Annotated in this window: 19 protein-coding genes; 2 read left to right on the top strand and 17 right to left on the bottom strand. The window is 28.8% G+C overall.

Going from position 1 to position 21,589, the window contains the following annotated elements; translation table 11 throughout:
- Positions 1-57: 57 nt before the first annotated feature.
- From PHEL85_RS04330 to PHEL85_RS04375, 10 genes are all read right to left on the bottom strand, one after another.
- Complete coding sequence (locus tag PHEL85_RS04330) at positions 58-768, bottom strand: LytR/AlgR family response regulator transcription factor (protein ID WP_036821518.1); 711 nt, start codon at positions 766-768, stop codon at positions 58-60.
- A 5-nt stretch (positions 769-773) separates the two neighbouring features.
- Positions 774-1,091, bottom strand: coding sequence for an Hpt domain-containing protein (locus PHEL85_RS04335; RefSeq protein ID WP_036821521.1), 318 nt, complete (start codon positions 1,089-1,091; stop codon positions 774-776).
- Positions 1,091-2,134, bottom strand: a complete 1,044-nt coding sequence (locus PHEL85_RS04340) for a sensor histidine kinase (protein ID WP_036821524.1) — start codon at positions 2,132-2,134, stop codon at positions 1,091-1,093. The genes PHEL85_RS04335 and PHEL85_RS04340 overlap by 1 nt, the downstream gene beginning before the upstream one ends.
- Positions 2,134-3,279, bottom strand: a complete 1,146-nt coding sequence (locus PHEL85_RS04345; RefSeq protein WP_036821527.1) for an FIST signal transduction protein — start codon at positions 3,277-3,279, stop codon at positions 2,134-2,136. Before PHEL85_RS04345 ends, PHEL85_RS04340 begins: the two co-directional genes overlap by 1 nt.
- A gap of 4 nt (positions 3,280-3,283) precedes the next feature.
- Positions 3,284-5,266, bottom strand: a complete 1,983-nt coding sequence (locus PHEL85_RS04350; RefSeq protein WP_036821531.1) for a PAS domain S-box protein — start codon at positions 5,264-5,266, stop codon at positions 3,284-3,286.
- Entirely contained in the window at positions 5,266-5,805 is a 540-nt protein-coding gene (locus tag PHEL85_RS04355) for a heme NO-binding domain-containing protein (RefSeq protein ID WP_036821534.1), read from the bottom strand. The genes PHEL85_RS04350 and PHEL85_RS04355 overlap by 1 nt, the downstream gene beginning before the upstream one ends.
- A complete protein-coding gene (locus tag PHEL85_RS04360) occupies positions 5,806-6,219 on the bottom strand; it encodes a response regulator (protein WP_036821537.1) in 414 nt (137 codons plus the stop codon).
- Between the two features lie 193 nt (positions 6,220-6,412).
- Positions 6,413-7,081, bottom strand: a complete 669-nt coding sequence (locus PHEL85_RS04365; protein WP_036821543.1) for a bifunctional 4-hydroxy-2-oxoglutarate aldolase/2-dehydro-3-deoxy-phosphogluconate aldolase — start codon at positions 7,079-7,081, stop codon at positions 6,413-6,415.
- 20 nt (positions 7,082-7,101) lie between these two features.
- The gene (locus PHEL85_RS04370) at positions 7,102-8,319 is read right to left on the bottom strand and encodes a 6-phosphofructokinase (RefSeq protein ID WP_036821545.1); all 1,218 of its coding nucleotides are present in this window, start codon (positions 8,317-8,319) and stop codon (positions 7,102-7,104) included.
- A gap of 127 nt (positions 8,320-8,446) precedes the next feature.
- Complete coding sequence (locus tag PHEL85_RS04375; protein ID WP_036821546.1) at positions 8,447-9,493, bottom strand: sugar kinase; 1,047 nt, start codon at positions 9,491-9,493, stop codon at positions 8,447-8,449.
- 201 nt (positions 9,494-9,694) lie between these two features.
- On the opposite strand from PHEL85_RS04375, the gene PHEL85_RS04380 reads away from it, so the two are divergent.
- Together PHEL85_RS04380 and PHEL85_RS04385 are read left to right on the top strand one after the other, a co-directional pair.
- Positions 9,695-10,675: a LacI family DNA-binding transcriptional regulator gene (locus PHEL85_RS04380; protein WP_316931335.1), complete on the top strand. Its 981-nt coding sequence runs from the start codon at positions 9,695-9,697 to the stop codon at positions 10,673-10,675.
- 72 nt (positions 10,676-10,747) lie between these two features.
- Positions 10,748-11,398 (top strand): peptidoglycan-binding domain-containing protein, encoded by a 651-nt coding sequence (locus PHEL85_RS04385; protein ID WP_036821560.1) that lies wholly within the window; start codon positions 10,748-10,750, stop codon positions 11,396-11,398.
- Positions 11,399-11,425: 27 nt separating this feature from the next.
- Here PHEL85_RS04385 and PHEL85_RS18245 read toward each other — a convergent pair whose 3' ends face one another.
- The 7 genes from PHEL85_RS18245 to PHEL85_RS04415 form a co-directional block, all read right to left on the bottom strand.
- Positions 11,426-12,667 carry a hypothetical protein gene (locus PHEL85_RS18245; protein WP_316931316.1) on the bottom strand — a complete coding sequence of 414 codons (1,242 nt, stop codon included), beginning with the start codon at positions 12,665-12,667 and terminating at the stop codon, positions 11,426-11,428.
- A complete protein-coding gene (locus PHEL85_RS18250) occupies positions 12,657-13,541 on the bottom strand; it encodes a thioredoxin domain-containing protein (RefSeq protein WP_316931318.1) in 885 nt (294 codons plus the stop codon). Before PHEL85_RS18250 ends, PHEL85_RS18245 begins: the two co-directional genes overlap by 11 nt.
- A gap of 131 nt (positions 13,542-13,672) precedes the next feature.
- Positions 13,673-16,081 (bottom strand): T9SS type A sorting domain-containing protein, encoded by a 2,409-nt coding sequence (locus tag PHEL85_RS17240; protein WP_052108446.1) that lies wholly within the window; start codon positions 16,079-16,081, stop codon positions 13,673-13,675.
- Positions 16,082-16,426: 345 nt separating this feature from the next.
- Positions 16,427-17,335 (bottom strand): glycosyl hydrolase family 17 protein, encoded by a 909-nt coding sequence (locus tag PHEL85_RS18075; protein ID WP_036821562.1) that lies wholly within the window; start codon positions 17,333-17,335, stop codon positions 16,427-16,429.
- Entirely contained in the window at positions 17,336-18,781 is a 1,446-nt protein-coding gene (locus tag PHEL85_RS18080) for an MFS transporter (protein ID WP_036821564.1), read from the bottom strand.
- 5 nt (positions 18,782-18,786) lie between these two features.
- Positions 18,787-20,241 (bottom strand): glycoside hydrolase family 30 protein, encoded by a 1,455-nt coding sequence (locus PHEL85_RS04410; protein WP_410477245.1) that lies wholly within the window; start codon positions 20,239-20,241, stop codon positions 18,787-18,789.
- A 53-nt stretch (positions 20,242-20,294) separates the two neighbouring features.
- Positions 20,295-21,581 (bottom strand): glycosyl hydrolase family 17 protein, encoded by a 1,287-nt coding sequence (locus PHEL85_RS04415; RefSeq protein ID WP_036821567.1) that lies wholly within the window; start codon positions 21,579-21,581, stop codon positions 20,295-20,297.
- Positions 21,582-21,589: the final 8 nt, after the last annotated feature.

Raw genomic sequence — 21,589 nt, forward strand, 5'->3', positions numbered from 1 at the left:
CGTCTTTAACACCTTAACTATAGACGAAATGTTGTAGTAGTATCGATAAAGCTAAAATTAAAGTAAATCCAAGCGTTTCATTAACTCTGGACGTTTAGAACGACTAACGGGAATAACATCTTTTTTAATTAAAACACTATTATCTTCAATATCAATAATCTTTTTAATATTGATAATATAAGAACGATGAATTTTTAAGAATAAAGATTCTGGCAGCTTTTCTTCTATTTTTTTTAAAGTAGAATGCACAGTATAATCTTTATTTTCTGTTTTTATTTTGATATAATCTCCTTTAGCTTCTATCAAATAAATACTTGGTAAATCTATTTTTATTAATCTACGATCTATATTTACATAAAAATCGTTATCAATATCAACAGATTTTGAAGGTTGTTTTGGTTCTGTTACTGATGAAAGTTCTTTTTTCTGTGCTCTTTCAATAGCTTTTTTAAATCTTGGTAATTCTATTGGTTTTAATAAATAATCTACAATAAAATCGTACTCAAATGCTTCTATTGCAAATTTTGGATCTGAAGTTGTGAATATTATTTTTGGTGGATTTTTTAAAGTTTTTATAAAGTCTAAACCACTAAAACCTGGCATATGAATATCTAAAAAGATTAAATCTACCTTATTTTCTATTAAATATTTCATTGCTTCAATAGCATTAGAAAATTCTTCTAAAATATTTAAAGATTCTATTTCATTGCATAGAGTTTTTAGAATAACTCTTGCCATTTTTTCATCATCAATAATAATACAATTCATATAACCTATATAGTTTCTATATAATTTGAAATTGCTATTAAAATTTTCTCAAAATCTTGTTGTCCTTCTAAACTAAGTTCACGAAGATTATGTTCAAACTCATTAGCTCTTTGGTAACTCTTTTCAAGTCCTAAAATACTAATTTTATGTTTAAGTTTATGAACATTTTCTTCAATTTTTTTAAACTCTTTGCTTTCTAAGCTATTGTAGTAGTCTTTTTTTTCTTCTGGAAACTCAGTTTTTATAACCTCTATTAGCTCATTTTTAATAGATTCATCTCCTCTTGCTAACTGATTTATATATTCTAAGTTTGGTTGTTCCATTATTTTTTTATGCTAAAATAAAAAGTAGAACCGACATTTGGCTCAGATTCTAGATAAATTTCACCTTTATATACTTCAATTATTTTTTTAACAATAGATAAACCAATTCCTGATGATTGATAATCATCCTCTAACTTTTGAAATGCCACAAATATTTTATCAAAATATTTCTTCTCAATTCCTTTTCCATTATCTTTTATATAGAACTTCCAATAATCATCATCTTGAGTATAGCCTATTTCAATAATAATTTCTTTTTTATCATTAAATTTAATTGCATTATCTATTAAATGATAAAATAATTGTTCTAATCTATAACTATCACCCTTTATTTCTGGTAATTTATCTGGAATTACAAATTTAATATGATCTTTATTATCAATATCACTTATAATCTGATCAACTAATAAGTTTAAGTTTACGTCATATAATTCTTTTTCAATTTTTCCTATTGTAGAATACTGTAAAATCCCTTTTACAAGAGTATCCATTTTTTCTACATTTTCTCTTATTAATTGTAAAGTTTCTTTTCCTGAAGCATCTAAAATACTAGAATAATCCTCTAAAACCCAAGTTGTTAAAGCTTCTATACTTTGCAAAGGCGATTTTAAATCATGTGATATCATATGCGCATAATCATTTAACTCTTGATTTTGACGCTCTAAACTTTGTACCAGTTTATCTTTTTGTTTATTTACTTTTATAATTTCTTTGGTTTGATTATCAATAAAATCAACCAACTTTAAAGAATCAGAACTCTCTAATGGACGGTCATTATTTAAATCATAAAACTGTAAATTATCTATTACATTTTGCAGTTTTGTAATAATTTTCTTCTGAGATTTTGTTTCTTCTTGTAATTGTGTATTCGCACTAAAAAGTTCTTCAGAGCTAATAGCAGTTGCTCTTTGAAGCATGCCAAATTGTTCTTCTGAAGTAGTATATGATTTATCTACTGCATCAAAAAACCGATCTAATTTATTATCAGATTGTAATTCTTTAGGAAGGAATTTTCTTATTTGTCTTTTTAATAATGAATTCATTATTCGCTAATTAATGTAATTGTCATTGTTTGGTTGTGTAACTGACAGTTATTTTCTCCAATAAAAGGAGCTATTTCTCCATAAGAATATAAACCAGTTATTGCTGTAGATTTTCCTACTACCTCCATAACTTCTTCTACTTCCTCTTCTACTCTTTGATCTAAAACTAACTTTCTACCAATACAACTTACTAAAATTGCCAACTCTGGTTTATTTTTTCTTGCTTCAGAAGCACTTATAGCAGCTTTTTCTGCAGCATTAACAATGTTATCTACATTAGTCATCATTAATTGAACTTTTGAATTTTCAAAAACATCACCTGCTAAAATCATTGAATTTTCTTCTTCATCAATATTTAAAATAGTTCTAACAATAGAATTATTGTCTTCTTTAGATTTTACGTTTAAAGGGTATAAAAGAGCTGCTCCAGGTAATTCTTTTGCTTTTTCTCCCAAATACTTTTTATATAAATCTAATGCTGGTAAATTATCTAACTCATATAAAACATTTCCTTTAGATTTTGTTACTACTCTTTCTGGTCCAAAAGGAGTCCAACCTCCATTAATAGAAAATGATACTTCTAAAGATTCTCCATACAAACCAATAGCAACAATTTCTCCTGCTTTTGGGTTTTCATTGTAAGAACAAATTGTTTTTTCAAACCTTGCAGCATCTCCACATAAAGCTCCAGTAATTAATAGGTTGTCTTGGGTTGCAGCATTCATTCCTCTTGTAAACTGACTTCCGTTGATAAAACTTCCTTCAGAAAGCACAAAAACGTGTTTTAGTCCTTCTTTTGGTAATTGACTTATTAAATTTTTACCTACTTTAAAACTATCTATATCTTCGCTAGAATTATTTTCTAAAACATTTGTTGTTTTAATAATAAAACTACTCTTTTCAAATTCTATGGCTGTAATTGTTAAACTATCATCATTTACAGACTGTGTAGAAATATCTCCAGAAGCAGAACCAAAAACAATATGTCCATCATTAAATATTTCTTTTATTTCATTGTAAATAGTATCACTTTCTAGCATAAATCTATTTCCAAAAACCAAAACTAAAGGCTCTTTTAATTCAATCTTTTCTGATAAATATTCCCAATCTGATGTATTGTTTTTTCTTAGCTGAACTGTTTTCATAGTATTATTTTTTTAATGTAAAATAAAAAGTAGTACCTATATTTGGTTCACTTTCTAACCAAATACTTCCCCCATATAAATCAATTATTTTTTTAATTATTGATAATCCTATTCCTGTTGAGTCATCTCTTTTATTTAAAGAATGGAAAACCTTAAATATTTTATCATGATATTTCTTTTCTATTCCAATTCCATTATCTTTTATAGAAAATTGATGATAATCACCATCGTCTAAATAGTTTACTTCAATAATTCCAACTTCTTTATCAATAAACTTAATTGCATTACTGATAAAGTTTTGAAATACTTGTTGGAATTTAGTATTATCTCCTTTTATAGTTGGTAATTTATTAAGAACATTAATAGAGATATTTTCTGGTACAAATAAGAAGTTTTTTAAATTATTAACAGTTTCATTTAAATCTACTTCTATTTCTTCTGCTATATTTGCCCCTGCACTAGAATACTCTAATACATTAGAGATAAGAGTTTCCATGGTTTCAACAGTAGTTTCAATTAAATTAAAATTTTCGATAGTCATTTCATCGAATTTATCTTCATTGTCTGATTTTATCCACGAAACTAAAGCGTCAATACTTCTTAAAGGAGATTTTAAATCATGAGAAACTATATGAGCATATTCATATAATTCTTGATTTCTATCCTCTAATTCTTTTAATATTTTTTCTTTTTGTATTTGAAGTTTTTTAAGTTCTGTAATATCTAAATGTATACCAATTGAACCTATAATTTCTCCATTAATATTATAATTTGGTGCACTACTTACTAACCAATGTCTAGTATGACCTTTACTACATTTTGTTTTTATTTCATAAGAACTGGATTCTCCTCCTTCAAAATGCTTTATGTTTTCACTTTTTAAAGTATCTAAATCATTTTCTACAGGGAAAATATCACTTTCAGTCTTACCTAATAATTCTTCTTCAGAATAACCAGACATTTCTGTAAAACTTTGATTTACCATCAAAATTTCATTATCGGTATTTAGTTCTACCAATCCTAAATGCATATTAGCAATAATGCTACTATATTTTTCTTTTTCTGCCTCAATACTTGCTCGGTAATTTTTTTCTAAAGTTACATCTCTAAATGTCCATAAATATCCGTTAATTTTCCCTCCAACAATTATTGGTGTATAATTTCTTTCAAGAATTTTACCATCTACCATTTCTAATTGATCACCAAAAACAGCTATTTTATTTTCTACAATTTCATCCATTCTTTTTACAAAAGATAATGGATCTTTAAATTGTATTTTATTTTGCTCTGATGCTATACCACAATCCATACCGATTAAGTCGTTAGGTTGAATATCAATATTTAGTAATTCGCAAAATTTAGTATTAGATAAAGATATTTTTCTATTTACATCTTCTAAAATAATACCACTATTAAGATTTAAAACAAGTGCAGAAAGCCTGTTCTTAGCTTCCATTATTAAGTCTCCTGCTTCTTTATCCTTAGTAACATCTCTAATTATACCTTGAGCTGCAATAGGTTTATTTTCTTTACTATATATTAATGTTGCGTTTATTTGCAACCATTTTACATCTCCACTTTTAGTATATATCCTTGCAGTATAATCGTTAAAAGCACCTTCTTCATAAAGCTTTTTAAATGCATTTGCAGTGTATTCAATATCTTCTTTATAAACTATCTCAGAAACATTAAAACTTTCTTTCTCTATATCATAGCCAAAAAGATCTATAGCAACATCATTCATTTTTAAAACATTCCCCCACAAATCCATTACTAGATATGCATCATTAATGTTTTCAAAAATTCCTTTTAATGTTGATGATTTTTCATCTAGTAGGTCGTTTAGCTTTAGATTGGAAGTTTTTAATTCTTGAGATATTGTATATAATTCTCTTGACTTATCTTCAAGAATTTTCTCAGCAGATTTCCTCGCAGCTTTTTCACGTTTTAGGGCACGTTGTAATAATGCTATTTGGTCTTGGCTCATTAACTCTTATTAACAATAAATCGAACTTCTGTACCGTCTTCTTTAATTTTCTCTAAAACTATCGAGGCTTTTGTATCAAAATGCTCAAAAGTTTTATTCATTAAACCTAGCCCAAAATGATGCATTGCTCTACTAGACTTATATACCATTGTTATAGAGTTTTCTGTTTTCTCTTCTACCACAAAAGTAGGTAATTCTGCATCTGGATATATTTTTTGAACTTCTACGTGTATATGATTTTCAATAGAGCCTAACATTTCTATTGGGTCTTTATAAGTTGCTAATAAACCTGGATAACTTGTTTCTATTACAGAAAAAAAATGTTCAGCATAAACTAAAAGTAAATCATCTGTGGAAATACCAGTATTACCACTTAAATTGGTAACTAACTGTAACATTTCAGAAAAACTATAGGTACCAATGGCTGTATAAATACCTTCCGATTCTAATTTCGATTGTGAAATAATTTTATCAACCATTTCTAAACCGAACTTATCTTCTACTAAATCTAAAAACTCTGTAAAAACAATTCCTTTCATTTATATTCTTTTTAATTCATTTGTGCTCCAGTAATTTAAAACAGATTCAATTTTCTTAACATAATCGTCATATTTTAAAGGTTTTAAAACATAACCAGAAATACCTATTCTATAGCATTCAAATAAGTCCTTTTGGTTGTCTGATGTTGTTAAAATAATAATTGGAATGTGTTTAAATTCGTCGCTATTTTTTATAATTGTTAAAAATTCTATACCACTCATTTTTGGCATGTTTAAATCTAGTAAAATTATATCAGGAAAATTAGATTTATCTTCTAAAATTTTTAATGCCTCTTCTCCATTCTTCGCTTCTTGCATTGTATGCTCTAATTTTAATAATGAAATTGTTCTTTTCATTTTCATTATTTCTATTAGATTGTCCTCTATTAACAATACTTTTAAATTTTTAGCCATTTTATAACATTTTAGTTTTAGTATGCACAATATTAGTTTAATTAAATAAAAACCTCGGTAAAATGTTGTTCATCTAAGATAAAGTGTAGACCAAATGCAATAAAGTATAGATGAAACATTTTTATATAAATAAAAAAACTCCAGTTTTTAGGCTGGAGTTTTATAATTTCAATATTCAATTAATCAACTATTATTACTTTCTAACAGCTTTTACAATAGCTAAAGCTGCTCTCACATCTTTTTCTAATTTTGCGTAATCTTTATTTGCAATAATATCTTTAGAAATTAATTTAGATCCCATACCAACACAAGTTACACCTGCATCAAACCAGCCTTTTAAATTTTCTTCAGTTGGAGCAACTCCACCTGTTGGCATAACACTTGTCCAAGGCTGAGGACCTTTAACACCTTTTACAAATTGAGGTCCATAAATATCACCAGGGAATAATTTAACGATTTCACATCCTAATTCCTCTGCTCTAGTTATTTCTGTTAACGTACCGCAACCAGGAGACCATAATACTTTTTTACGGTTACAAGCAATTGCAATGTCTTCTCTTAAAACTGGAGTTACAATAAAGTTTGCTCCTAAAGCCATATATAATGAAGCTGCACCTGCATCTGTTACAGAACCTACACCCATTATCATACCTGGTAATTCAGCAATAGCATATTTTGTTAACTCACCAAAAACTTCGTGAGCAAAATCTCCACGTGCTGTAAACTCCATTAATCGAGCTCCACCATCATAACATGCTTTTAATACTTTTTTACTTAATTCTATATCGTTATGAAAAAATAAAGGAATCATTCCTGTTTCTTTCATTACCTGTGCTACTTCTAATCTTGAAAATTGTGCCATTTTATTTTATTTTTTTTTAGTTAATTCCAATTTAATATTTTTTTGAAATCGTACGCTTCTGGGTTTGGTAAATATTGTTTTGCTTCGTCGTAATCCTTTTCTTTAATGTAAAAAAGATTTTTTATAAAGAGTTGTGCCATATCAGAATCAATATCTACTAGCCTAGGAGGTATTTTACCTTCATTGTCTTCAAAATCTTTTAAATATAAAGGCATAATATCTCCATTTGAGTTTGCACTCACAATACAACCAGAAATCCCTTGATCATATAATTTTTTAACACCAATACCTAATAAAGTACATAATGTTAAATCGAATGCAATTGGTTTACAACACCTTAACTCATAACCTAGTTCAACTGGTCTCGATTTAATTTCTAAACCAAGTTCTTTTAATTTAGTCTGCAATAAATAATTAAATATATGAGACTTGCTTACATTTCCTAATTCAGGATGACCATGATCATCATACGTAAAATTAATTCCTGAATTTATAATTTCTTCTTCTTCCATAAAATGAAAAACACCTTCACTAACTAAAGCGACACCATATTCAATACCTTGAATTTTACACTTTACAATCGAAGAAATAATCATGTTGATTATTTTTTCGAATGTGATGTTGGTTTTGTTAAACATTTCTGGAATAATCATCATTTGATAATGACAAGCTGAAGCAATACCAAATGCTAAATGTCCAGCAGAACGCCCCATTGCAGCAACTACAAACCAGTTTTCGCTAGTTCTAGCATCTTCATAAATTGTATTACCAATACGAACCCCTTCATCTTTGGCTGTATGAAAACCAAATGTTGGATTTCTATCTGGTAAAGGTAAATCGTTATCAATCGTTTTTGGGACATGAACATGTTTAACATCCAAATCCTGACTATTCACATATTTAGTTAATCTATTTGCAGTTGAAGCTGTATCATCACCTCCAATAGTAACTAATAGCTTTACATTATGTTTTTTAAAGAAATCTGCTTTAAAATCAGTGTCTTTTGGTTTAAATCTACTCATTATTAAAGTAGAGCCTCCTAAACTAAAAATACGATCAGCACGATGAAAATCAAAAAAAACTAATGATGGTTTATCGGATAATAATCCTTTGTATCCATGATGAACTCCTATAACCTCATAACCATCTTTTAAGAAAGTTTTTGCTAATGTACTTATTACAGTGTTTATACCTGGAGCTGGTCCACCTCCACACATAATTGCAATAGACTTTTTCATATACTTTTAATGATTTTTAAAGATTTTTACTAGGGTTACTAAATTGATTAAAACCTACAAGATCTATCTTATAATAAGATTAAGAATATATCTTGTAGGTTACTTTACAAACTATATGTTTGAAAAATTATCTTGCAACTCTACCAGATGCATCACCACCCATAAGTTTTTCTACCTCAGCAACAGTAGCTAAGTTAGCATCTCCTTTAATAGTGTGTTTTAAACAAGATGCAGCAACTGCAAAGTCTAATGCATTTTGGTCATCTTCTGGGAATTCTAATAATCCGTAGATTAAACCTCCCATAAATGAATCTCCACCACCTACTCTATCTACGATATCTGTAATTTGATATTGACGTGTTTGAAATAATGTTTTACCATCATATAAAACTCCTGCCCATGTATTATGAGATGCAGAAATAGAACCTCTTAAAGTAGTAATTACTTTTTTAGCTCTTGGAAATTTTTTCATCATTTGCTCACAAACTGATAAAAATGCTTCTGCTTTTACATTGTGTCCTTCTGTTTGTACAGAAATTCCTTCTGGTTTTATACCAAAGTGCATTTCTGCATCTTCTTCGTTTCCTAAAACGATATCACAGTAAGAAGTTAATTCTGTCATAATAGCCTCTCTATGAGCATCATCACAGAAATTCCATAATTTTGCACGGTAATTTAAATCTGTAGAAATTGTAATTCCTTTTGCACTAGCAACTTTAACAGCTTCTAAACAAACATCTGCAGCTCCTTGAGAAATAGCTGGTGTAATACCTGTCCAGTGGAAAAATTCACATCCTTCAAAAACAGTATCCCAATCTATCATTCCAGATTCAATTTCAGCAATTGCAGAATGAGCACGATCATAAACAACTTTAGATCCTCTAGATACAGCTCCAGTTTCTAAGAAATAGATTCCTAAACGGTCTCCACCATAAACTATTTTATCTACGTTTACACCTCTCTTACGCATTTCCATCATTGCACATGCACCAATATCATTCTTTGGTAAACGTGTTACGAAATCTACATCTACTCCGTAATTTGCTAATGAAACTGCTACGTTAGATTCTCCACCACCATAAACAACATCAAAGTTATTTGCTTGTGAAAATCTTAAAAATCCTTGTGGAGCTAATCTTAACATGATTTCTCCGAAAGTTACTACTTTACCCATTTTAATTCTTATTTAATAATTTTAGTTAACTGCTTAAACGTTTAAGCATTTTGACAAAATAAAATCAAAAGGATATATTTACAGTATCATTTTGATTATATCGAATATCGCCATATATTTGCTTAAACGATTAAGCAAATATATAAAAAATTTTATTATCAAAAAAAAACCACCATAAAAGATATTGCAAATGTTTTAAACATTTCTCCTGCAGCTGTATCTAAAGCATTACATAACGATTCTAGAATTAGTGAAAAAACTAAAAAAGCGGTTAGACAGGTTGCTAAAAATTTAAATTATCAACCAAATCATCTTGCAAGTGCACTTAGAAGTGGTAAAAGCAAGTTAGTTGGAGTAATTGTACCTAGAACAAATAGTAACTTTTTTTCATCAGTAATACAAAACTTAGAAGAAGTTTTAAATAAGGAAGGTTATAACATCATTATTACTCAATCTAATGAATCTTATAAAAAAGAATGTGACAACATAGATACCTTGTTATATACTCAAGTTGATGGTATTATTGCTTCTATGGCAAATGAAACTGTAGATTTAACTTATTATGAGAAAATAAAATCAAAAGGAATTCCTTTGATATTGTTTGATAGAGGTGAAAATGATTTAAATGTAGATTATATTGGAATTGATGATTATAATAGTAGTCAATTAATTGTTAAACACCTTGTTGAACAAGATTGTAAAAGAATTGCACATATTGGTGGTTTTAAACGTACTCGAATTTTTAACAATAGAATTAAGGGATACATTGACGCTTTAAAAAAACATAATTTACCTTTAAATGATGAACTTTTATTAGAGTGTAACTTAACTATAGATTCTGGTAGAGAAAAAATGTTAGAGCTACTTTCATTAGAAAAAAGGCCAGATGCAGTTTATGTTGCTGGAGATTATGCTGCTTTAGGTGCGCTTCAAGTCTTAAATGAAGAAAATATTAGCATCCCTGATGAAATTGCTTTAGTTGGCTTTGGAAACGAGCCTTTTAGCGCTATGGTAACACCATCAATTTCTAGTATTGAACAACATAGTAAAGATATTGGTAAAGAAGCTGCTTTTGCTTTTTTAAAACACGCTAAAAAAGAAGTTGTTAAACAGTCTTTAACTAAAAAAATTCTTGATGTTGAGCTTGTTATAAGGGAATCTTCTAACAGAAAAAATCAGTAATTTTTTCTTACTCCTTTTTTAGAAACTTTTAACTATTTTTGTTTATAACCAAACGAACCAAAAATACTTCTTATGAAACAGCTAATTATTTTACTATTATTGATTATTGCTTTTATTATTGGATATGGACAATACAAACAATATAAAAGATATAACTCACCAAATATTGATTATAAAACTGATAAAAAACTTGATCTTGAGTATTACAATCAAGAGCAAGTTTTAAATTATAATGAAGCTATAGAAAACCTTAATAGTTATGTTATGTTGCAATGGACTGCTAATAGTATTGATGTTAGGACTCCTGAAGATGATGATGAAGAGACAAAGCAAGCTGTTGAAAAATATGCTAAGAAATTAGCTATATTAAAATATTACGAAGCAAAATTAGAAAAATCATCAATATTAAAAGAAAAGGGTTTATCTAATAAAGAAATACAATTTTTAGAAGAAACAGGTACTGATTTAAAAACTTACAATAAAACATTAGCTACAAATAAAATTAAAAGCATGTTTAATGCTGATAAAAAAATAATCTACGGGCAAAAAAGTGCATTAATTTATGAAATTCAAAAGAAATTAATTTCAAATGGGTTTGAAATAACTTTAGATGGGTTTTATAAAACGGAAACATTAAATGCAATTAAAAATTTTGAAGAAAAAAACAATCTTTTTGTAGATGGTGTTTTAGATGCATTAACACTAGACGCTTTGTTTAAATAAACAGTTTATAAAAATCTAAAAATCAAATTATTTTTTAATAACATCAATTGCTTTTTCCAAAATTATTTCTGGCTTTTTGCATGTGCCGTTTACACAAACATAAATTAAGGTTTTATCTTCATTAAATTTATAAGCTAATAATGGTAATTCATTATTCTCTACAGCTGTTCCTGCTATTAATATATTAGGTAAATATTTATTGATTAACCTTTTATTTACTTCTTTTACATTGTTTCCTGCAATTACAACTTCATAAAATGGTTTGGTAAAATTGGTCATTAAATTTAGCCAATTGCTATAATTATAAGGGTTATTATTAATATCTAAAGCTAAATTATTTAACATTTGTTCTGAAGTCTTTAAATAATTATTATCAGAGTAATAATGACCTAATTTAAATAAACTATTTGCTATCATAGAGTTTGATGACGGTATTACTCCATCAATAACTTCATATTTTCTCGCAATTAAATTTTCATCTTCTTTTGATGTAAAATGAAACATTTTATTATTGTCATCAAAGAAGTTAACAAATAAATAATCAATTAATTCTTTTGAATTGATAAGCCATTTATCATCCAAGGTAACTTCATATAAAGAAGTAAAAGCTTTTATTACAGTTGCGTAATCTTCTGAATATGCATTAATTGTACTTTTACCATTTTTAAAATTTCTATTTAAACCACCATCTTTTCTTATTTGATTTTCTATTAAAAAATTTGCGTTTTTTAAAGCAATATTTAAGTATTCAGCATCTCCAAAAGCTCTGTAAGCATCTACGTAACCTTGAATCATTAAAGCATTCCAAGAAGTTAACACTTTATCATCTAAGTTTGGTCTACTTCTTTTATTCCTGGCTTCTTTTAATGTTTTCTTCCAATCTAAAACTTTATTTTCTAAAAGATTTAAAGTAAGATTATGTTCTCTAGAAAAATCTTTATTAGATGTATTTCTGATTAAGACATATTTATTATTTTCCCAAAATCCATAATCATTAATATTATAATATTCTTTAAATAAAGTAAAATCAGTTTTCAATAATTTTTTTAATTCTTCTTTTGTCCATTCATAAAAAGCACCTTCCTCCTTTTCTCCAAGTTTATTTTTACTATCTGCATCTAAAGATGAATAAAAAGCCCCATTTTTAGAAGTAAGTTCTTCATTAACAAAACTTAAAGTTTCTTTTACAGTACTTTTATACAAAGTGTTTTTATCTTTTAAGTATGCTTTAGCATACAAACTTACTAATTGAGCATTGTCATATAGCATTTTTTTCAAAATGAGGAATATGCCATTTTTCATCAACAGAATATCTAGAAAATCCTCCACCAATATGATCGTAAATACCACCATAAGCCATTTTAGTGAGTGAATTCTCAAGATAGTTCTCAATAGATTTATCATTAAATTGATGATTATATCTTAATAAATAATCTAAAGAATTTGGCATTGGAAATTTTGGAGATCCTTTTGTTCCTCCAAAAACAGTATCTATTTGATTTTTCCAAATATTTACAGAAGCAGTAATTTTATTGTTTGTAAATGTTGGTGTTTTTTTATTAAGAGTAATTAACTGAGATTCTTTAATTCCTTTGGTTAAGTTTTCTGCAAATGCAATTGCTTTTTCTGGCTCTTCATTATATAACTTCGAAATACTTTTTAAAACTTTAGACCATTGCTCTTTTGTAAAATAAGTTCCGCCAAAAATGGGTCTTCCATCTGGTAAAGCAATACAGTTTAATGGCCATCCACCACTACCTGTCATTAACTGAACTGCATTCATATAAACTTTATCTACATCTGGTCTTTCTTCTCTATCAACTTTTATATTGATAAAGTTATCATTCATAATTTTTGCAATAGAGTCATTCTCAAAACTTTCTTCCTCCATTACATGGCACCAATGACAAGCAGAATAACCAACAGAAATTACAATTAGCTTATTTTCTTTTTTAGCTAAATCTAACGTTTTTTTGTTCCAAGGTTTCCAATTTACAGGGTTATAAGCATGTTGTAATAAATAAGGACTAGTCTCATTTATTAAATCATTACTTTTTTTACTTGATTGAGATTCTTTTTTATTTGAACAACTATAAATTGATAAAATAAGAATTAAAAAAAATGGTTTTATAAAAATTTTCAAAAGAATATTATTTTGACAATAAAGATATAACTTTTGTTGAAAATAAAATTGAAGTTCAAATAAATCTAAGAATAAAAAAAACTCAAATATTATAAATATTTGAGTTTTTAATATATAAAAATTATAACTTTTTATCGTTTGATGAATCTAGAAGTTCCTATAGCATTATCAATTTCATATCTTAGTAAGTATATACCTTTTTTAAATAAAGAAACATCAATTAAAACATTTTTATCATCTGTATTTAATGTTTTAACTTTTGCACCCAATACATTATAAACTTCAACTTTTTGAATATTTGATTGAGAGTTTATATTAATAAAATTTGTTGTTGGGTTTGGATATATTTTTATACTAGCCAATGCAAAAGTACTTGTACTTAAAACACTTCCGTTAGAAAAGTAAATATTATCAATATAAACTGGGTTTGTAGCTCCTGTTGCACTTAATACTAATTGACCAATATCATTAAAGTTAATACCTGCAGTTATTGCTGTAAAATCTGTAAAAGGTATACTTAAAGTTCCCCAAGAACCTGTTGTTACTGTTTTTACAACTTCTGCTTCTGTATTATCATTACCCCAAGTTCCATCTCCATTATAATCAACTAATTTTACTTTTAACTCTGTTGCATCACTTGTCCAGTAATTTAAATTTATATGAGTCATTGAAGATGCATCAATTGGTGCTGAAGGTTCGATTCCTGTAAACGTAAAGCTTGAATATTTTTTTACAGGATTACTTGCAATAGTTTCATCTTCTAATACTGTAGACTGCCCCCAACCTGGATTCCAAGTAGAGGTTAAATCTGTATAAGTATCACTAAAAATTGAAATTACATCTGAAGCTGCTTTTGTTGGAGCAGTTGGTGCATCTGTTGGTGCTGTTGCAGTATTACCTCCTCCATTTGAAGCTTCTTTTGTAAAATAGATATTATCAATATAAACTGGGTTTGTAGCTCCCGTTGCACTTAATACTAATTGACCTAAATCATTAAATTTAATTCCTGCAGTTATTGCTGTAAAATCAGTTAAAGGGATTGTTAAAGTTCCCCAAGAACCTGTTGTTACAGTTTTTACAACTTCTGCTTCTGTATTATCATTACCCCAAGTTCCATCTCCATTATAATCTACTAATTTTACTTTTAACTCTGTTGCATCACTAGTCCAATAATCTAATTTTATTGAAACCATAGATGATGCATCTATAGGAGAAGAAGGCTCTATACCAGAAAATGTAAAACTTTCATATTTTTTTACTGCATTTGCAGCAATCGTTTCATCTGACAAAACTGTTGATTGTCCCCAACCTGGATTCCATGTTGCTTCTATATCTGTATAAGCATCACTAAAAATTGAAATTACGTCTGAAGTTACAGCTGTTGGTGTTGCTGGAGCATCTGTTGGTGCAATTACATTTGAACCTCCACTTGTAACTTCTTCTTTAGAAAAATAAATATTATCAATATATACTGCATTTGTTGCTCCTGTTGCACTTAATACTAATTGACCTAAGTCATTAAATTTTATACCTGCAGTTATTGCTGTAAAGTCTGTAAATGGAATACTTAAAGTTCCCCAAGAATCAGTAGAAACAGATTTTACAACTTCTGCTTCTGTATTATCACTCCCCCAAGTTCCATCTCCATTATAGTCTACAAATTTTACTTTAATTTCTGTTGCATCACTTGTCCAATAATTTAAATTGATATATGCCATAGACGATGCATTAATAGGAGAAGATGGCTCTATACCAGAAAATGTAAAACTTTCATATTTTTTTACTGCATTTCCTGCTATAGTTTCATCAGATAAAACTGTTGATTGTCCCCAACCTGGGTTCCATGTTGCATCTACATCTGTATAAGCATCACTAAAAACTGAAATTACATCAGCAGCAGCAGCTGTTGGAGCTGTTGGAGCATCTGTAGGAGCAGATCCTGAACCAGAACCTCCAGAACCACTGCCTCCTGCAGCTGCAGTTCTATTTGCTGTCCAAGTTACATTATCAAAATATGTAATTGTATCATCTGTTCTTGCTGACCATTCTGGAAAAATAACAAATTGATCTATGTTATGATTTTCACCACTTGAAACAGCAGAAGAAATATCATACGTTAATGTTTCCCATTCATTAATTTTTGTATTTGGCTTTACTAATTGAAAAATTGTACCACTTGTTGAGTTTACAAATTTTACAGTAACATCACTTATAACTGTTTTATAAACACTAACACTTATTGATGTGTTAGAAGCTTCTAAAACCCATTCACCTAAAACTGCATGTTGAACTTCTGTTCCTGCCCATTGTTGGCCAGTAGATAAAGCTATAAATTGTGCAACTGTTGCAGATGTATTTACACCACTTGCGTCTGGATTAGGAACTACCTCTAATCCTGGATTTGAATCGTTTTCAAATACATTCCATTTAGTTGCATCACTCCCTGCAGTTCCTGTCTCAAAAGTAATCTCAAATGTTTCTTGTTGAGAAAAACCTAATGAAGTAATCATTAAAATTAATAATAAAGTAATTTTTTTCATAATCGAATTGTGTTTAATAGTTATTACGCAATATTAACCTTAAAGTATTCTATATTAACATTTAATACCGCTACAAAAAACATACAAGCAAAAAAAAACTTAAAAAAAATCTAAAAAAAACTTTAAGGCCAATAAAACTACCCCCTATTAGTACTTAGCTGATTCAAAAAAAATACAGCTTGATTTTAACAAAATAAAACTTTGTATAGGTATTGTATAGGGAAATATTTACATGTTAAGAATTAAAATTATCAAGTATAGTTTTTAAAACATAAAAAAACTCTATAAACAAAAAATATCTATAGAGTTACAATTATAAGTTTTAATGATTTATCAAACTGTATATTAAAACTTTAAGATTTCGTTTTTATCCCAAAGTCCCCAATAAGCACCAACACTTCCTTCATCTCCAACTTTCCAAGACTCATCAAAAGAAGAAAAATAAAAGGTTTCAATATTGTTTTTTGAAGACCAGATTTGGCTGTTGATAAAGTATTTAATTGCATTTTCTATAGAAGGCTCTGCTCCTCCTTCACTATCACCTTGATTTGGCCAACCAGTTTCAGTAATAATTACTTTCTTACCTTGACTAAAATCACTTGCTTGCTTAAACATTTTTTGCATGTGATTTAATGCGTAATCTATAGGACATCCTTCCCAGAATGGATAACAGTTTGCTAAAACAACATCACAAACTTCTACTAATTCTGGATATGTTGAAAATTTATAATAGGCATCTACATATCCAACTTCTACATGAGGTATTGCCTCTTTTACTCTTTTTATATACACTATTAATTGCTCTATTGATAATTCATTTCTATACAAAACTTCATTTCCAACAGCTGCAATATCTACACAACCTTCTTTTCCTAAATTAATTAGCGCTTCAATTTCTTCTTCATTCTTTTGTAAGTCATCTCCTAGCCAAGCACCAACCATATTTTTTAATCCATGTTTATGAGCAATTCTTGGTATATGTTCATTTCCTTCAATACACGAAAAAGAGCGAATCCATTTAGTATAAGGTTTTAAAATTTTAATTCTTCTTTCCACTTGTTCATCAGTAATCGTATCTCCGGGCTCTTGCCCATCTTCATACATACTAAAACAAACTCCATGCATTCCTTTGTTTAAAGTACTTCTCCAAAGGTTTTTTAACTCTTCAGTAGATAATTCTTTAAAATCAACACCTAAACTATCAAATTGAGAGCTATATTTTAATTTTGAATGATGCTCTTCTCTATATGACATCTATATTTTTTTAGTAGTAATATTATTCTTTTCTAATTTTCTTCTTTCTAATTCTGAACGAATTTCAAATGCGCGTTCTTCAGACACATCATAATCACGCATAATATACATAGCTGCAATTGTACCAATTGTTGGAAAAAAACAAAAGAATGCATGTAAACCATCAACTGCACCTTGTTGATCTAAAGTTGGTAAATCAGAATTAAAACCAACTAACCAAATAATTACACCACTTAATGCACCTGCTATAGCATATCCAACTTTAACCATCCACCAGTATATAGCTCCAAAAATTCCTTCTCTTCGTTTTCCTGAATTTAATTCATCTATATCAATAACATCTGCTGTCATAGACATCATAATTGTAAATAAACTACCAATACCAAATGAGAAGAATGGTAAAGCAAAAATATACATCCAAGGTTTTCCTGGAATGAATACAAAGTATAACATTATATAGCCGAAGATTGAAATACCTTGACAAATCATAAAAGCTTTTTTCTTACCAAAACTCTTTGAAAGCCGAGTAACCACAGGTATTACAATAAAAGTAGTACCTATTGCTCCTAAAGCACCAAATAGTGCTACCCAAATACCAGCAGCACCTGCATCTCCATTAAAAAGCTTATATACTATTACAAAAAATGTAATTGAAGAAACCGCCATAAAAGCATTGTATATAAAGAAAGTAGCTCCACATAATTTTCTAAATTCTTTTATTTTAAAAGCTTCTTTAAAACTGGTTAATATTTTTTTAAGACTTCCCCCTACATTTGATAAACTTAAGGTTTCGTAATCTTTATCAAGAGTAGATTCGCTTTTGATAAATAAAGCAGGAACAATTGCACAAAATGCACAAGGAATTGCCACCCAAATAGCGAGTTCTCGTGCAGCTACATCTGCTGATGGAAACCATTCTGGATCATACATTATGATCCAAAATAATGGAGCAATTACCCAAGCCCATTGCCCAATCCATTGTGCTACTGCCATTATATTTGTTCGTTCATGAAAATCGTCACTCATTTCATATCCCATTGCCACATATGGAACACTAAAAAGTGTAAGTCCTAAATAGAAAATAATTGACCAAAAAAAGAAATACCAAAAATTATACTGAACTGTATTTTCTTTAAATATTTGCCACATAAAAACATAGGAAATCCCCATAACAATCCCCCCAATTAAAACATATATTCTACGTCTACCCCATCTAGATTTAGTATTATCAGAAATAAAACCCATTAAAGGATCTGTGATTGCATCGAATAATCTTGGAAATAAATAAATCATTCCCCACATTAATCCAGTAAATTTTAAATCTTCTACAAGTACTACCATAAATATTCCTAAAATTGCAGGAAACATTTGATTAGCAAACATGCCTATTCCAAAAGCAATTTTTTGTCCCATTGGTACTTTAGAAGATTTTTTTAAGTTTGACATATTTTTTATTTTTTAATAGTTGATACCATGATCGTTTGTAATGCCTGAGCATCTATATTTATAAAAGTTTCTTTTTCACCCAATTGTAATTTAAAACTCTTCTTTGTTTTCCCTTCATTGAAAACTACAACAGCTATAGAACCATCTGTATTTTGAGCTGCAGTTACTTGCAATTCTTTATCAGAATTCTCTAAACCAATAACTTTTGCTTCTGGTCTTATGTATTTACTAAAGTGTGCCATTGTATAATAAAGTGGCGTAAAATACACTTCATCTTTTTCTGGATCTACAATTACTGGAGCAATACACCAGTTTTTAAACCAGTTGGGACCTCCTTTTGTATCTAAAACCATATTCCAATCTACCCAACCATCTACCCAATTATTTAGGCAACCAATTATATCTCTTGCATATCTATTTACGGGTGCATATTTTGGGTGTAAATGTTTGTCTTTTTCTGGAGCCCAATCCCAACCCCAATCTGTAGCTTCTTTTTTCCAATACCAAGTATCATCTTGCCAAACAGGAACTTGAGAATCTACACAAGCTTCTGCTTGAATTAAGTATTTGTTTGGAGCTTTATGATGTGCATATTGTAATTCTTTTGGAAAAATCTCGTAAGTACTTGCATACCAATGTATCGCTGTACCATCAAAATATTTTGAGGATTCTTCATTTTGAAATTGTGAATCTACCCATTCATTTAAATGTTCTCTATTTTGATCATAACCTAAAATTTTTAAATCTCCTTTACCATCTTTTTCTAATTGTGGTCCTAAATGGTTCTGTACAAAGCTTGTCATTTCGTCTGGAGAATAGTGCATACTTTCCCAATTATTTCCATTACCCATAGGTTCATTTTCTACAGTAAAACCCCAAATATCGATTCCTTCTTCTTTATAAGCATCTACATATTTAGAAAAAAATAATGCCCAAGTATCATAATATTTAGGTAATAATTTTCCTCCAACCCATTTATTATTATCCTTCATCCAAGGTGCAGCTGTCCAAGGCGAACCAAATATTTTAAATCCATCTTTAGACGCTTTCATGGCATCTTTTATCATCGGAATTAAATCATCTTTATCCTCTTTAATTGTAAAATGTTCTAAATTTATATCATCTTCTACAGGCGAATATGAATACTGACCTAAAGAAAAATCACAAGAGTTCATATGTGTTCTTGTTAGCGAATAATTTGCGCCTTCTTCAGAGAAATAAGCTTGTATAATAATATCTCTATTTTTTTTACTTACCTGATTTAATAAATATGCTGATGATTCTGTAAAAGCACCTCCAAAACCTGTAATAGTTTGAAATTTTTGATTTGGATTCAACTTAATTATTGATGAATTTTCATCAGCAATAAATTCAGTTATTTTTGTTAATTTATTCCCACTTTCTGAAGTTTCATAAACATCTACTACCAATTTATTATCAACTTTATTACAACTTATCATTACTAATAAAAAAAGGATTGAATAAAAATAGTTCGTTTTCATTGTATTAAATTTTATCTATTATAATCTGTATTAGGTACTAAAACACCTTTCATCAAAGCCTCTTTATTACCATTAAATGTCTTTATAATTGGATTTCCATTTCTGGTTAAACCTTTAAAAGACTCATTATCAACTAAATTCCAAATAGGATATTTAGCTTCTCCCTTTAAAGTGAATAATCCAAAGTGATTTTCGGATCCATTTGCATTTTGAGCATCTTTCCATTGTTCATCAAAAGCTTCAAAATAGAAACAAGAAATTCCTTCTTTATTTGTCCATTCTCTTAATTGATTATAGTAAAGCCCTTGCTTGTATTCATCTGTTGCTCTAGAACCATTTACACCATAATGTCCGCTAGAAATAGTTGCCCAACCTGTTTCACCAATATGAACTGTTTTTGTTGCATCGATACTTTTTACATAATCAGAAACATCTTTATATTGCTTTTTAGCAAACTCTAAAGCACGTAACATTGCATTATCTATTTTTTCTTTGTCTGATAAATGCTGTTCATTATCTGGTACTTTCCAAAAACCTGGGTTGTAATGAGAATTATGATAAGCATATGTATGCATAGAAACGTAATCTACAGATTTTATGATATCTTCTAAATCTTTTACTCTATAACTAGGATCTCCTCCACCCCATGAAGCAAAATCATCTGAACAAGTAATCCATAAATCTTTAGAAAGTTTTCCATCTTTCTTTAAATTTTGAAGATGATTTACCCATTTTAAAATAACATTTGGTCTCACAAAATAACTTGTTGCCCATCTAATCATTGCTTCATTACCAACTGCAATAATTTTTACAATGTCTGGGTATTTATTTGCTAAAGCGACTGTTCTATCAATTTCTCCTTCATTTTGTTCACTTTCAATTTCATGATTAGGTTCTTTATCAGTCCAAGCATTTACACAATCTATCCAAGCACCTAACATTACATACATTTCGAAGTTTGAATCTTCTTTTTTAAGTTGACTAATTGCTTCTAAAATATTTGCTGCGTGCGGTAATTTTGGTTGTACGTTATAGGTTCTAATAATGCGAATACCCATAGCGTGCATCAACTTTAAGTCTTCTTTTAATTGTGGAATTGTAGGTTGATTATCTTCTCTTGATTTTTCTCTATATCCTCCATAAGAAATGGCTAAATATTCTGGGTTTCCTAAAATTTTGGCTGCTGTCATTTCTTCTTTAATTTCTTTTTTCACTTCTTTATTATCTTTCTTAGAGCTACATCCAAAACCAATAAACAATACTAAAATCGTTACTAAAATTTGAAATTTGAAATTCATATTCTTAC

Source organism: Polaribacter sp. Hel1_85 (assembly GCF_000766795.1).
GTDB lineage: Bacteria > Bacteroidota > Bacteroidia > Flavobacteriales > Flavobacteriaceae > Polaribacter.

What these genes read in the sequence shown, in the direction of transcription:
- PHEL85_RS04410 (WP_410477245.1), bottom strand. Translation starts at nt 20,241, where the DNA reads ATGATAAGTTGTAATAAAGTTGATAATAAATTGGTAGTAGATGTTTAT.
- PHEL85_RS04335 (WP_036821521.1), bottom strand. Translation starts at nt 1,091, where the DNA reads ATGGAACAACCAAACTTAGAATATATAAATCAGTTAGCAAGAGGAGAT.
- PHEL85_RS04415 (WP_036821567.1), bottom strand. Translation starts at nt 21,581, where the DNA reads ATGAATTTCAAATTTCAAATTTTAGTAACGATTTTAGTATTGTTTATT.
- PHEL85_RS04365 (WP_036821543.1), bottom strand. Translation starts at nt 7,081, where the DNA reads ATGGCACAATTTTCAAGATTAGAAGTAGCACAGGTAATGAAAGAAACA.
- PHEL85_RS04345 (WP_036821527.1), bottom strand. Translation starts at nt 3,279, where the DNA reads ATGAAAACAGTTCAGCTAAGAAAAAACAATACATCAGATTGGGAATAT.
- PHEL85_RS18080 (WP_036821564.1), bottom strand. Translation starts at nt 18,781, where the DNA reads ATGTCAAACTTAAAAAAATCTTCTAAAGTACCAATGGGACAAAAAATT.
- PHEL85_RS04370 (WP_036821545.1), bottom strand. Translation starts at nt 8,319, where the DNA reads ATGAAAAAGTCTATTGCAATTATGTGTGGAGGTGGACCAGCTCCAGGT.
- PHEL85_RS04330 (WP_036821518.1), bottom strand. Translation starts at nt 768, where the DNA reads ATGAATTGTATTATTATTGATGATGAAAAAATGGCAAGAGTTATTCTA.
- PHEL85_RS04375 (WP_036821546.1), bottom strand. Translation starts at nt 9,493, where the DNA reads ATGGGTAAAGTAGTAACTTTCGGAGAAATCATGTTAAGATTAGCTCCA.
- PHEL85_RS04350 (WP_036821531.1), bottom strand. Translation starts at nt 5,266, where the DNA reads ATGAGCCAAGACCAAATAGCATTATTACAACGTGCCCTAAAACGTGAA.
- PHEL85_RS18245 (WP_316931316.1), bottom strand. Translation starts at nt 12,667, where the DNA reads ATGCTATATGACAATGCTCAATTAGTAAGTTTGTATGCTAAAGCATAC.
- PHEL85_RS04355 (WP_036821534.1), bottom strand. Translation starts at nt 5,805, where the DNA reads ATGAAAGGAATTGTTTTTACAGAGTTTTTAGATTTAGTAGAAGATAAG.
- PHEL85_RS17240 (WP_052108446.1), bottom strand. Translation starts at nt 16,081, where the DNA reads ATGAAAAAAATTACTTTATTATTAATTTTAATGATTACTTCATTAGGT.
- PHEL85_RS04360 (WP_036821537.1), bottom strand. Translation starts at nt 6,219, where the DNA reads ATGGCTAAAAATTTAAAAGTATTGTTAATAGAGGACAATCTAATAGAA.
- PHEL85_RS04340 (WP_036821524.1), bottom strand. Translation starts at nt 2,134, where the DNA reads ATGAATTCATTATTAAAAAGACAAATAAGAAAATTCCTTCCTAAAGAA.
- PHEL85_RS04385 (WP_036821560.1), top strand. Translation starts at nt 10,748, where the DNA reads ATGAAACAGCTAATTATTTTACTATTATTGATTATTGCTTTTATTATT.
- PHEL85_RS18075 (WP_036821562.1), bottom strand. Translation starts at nt 17,335, where the DNA reads ATGTCATATAGAGAAGAGCATCATTCAAAATTAAAATATAGCTCTCAA.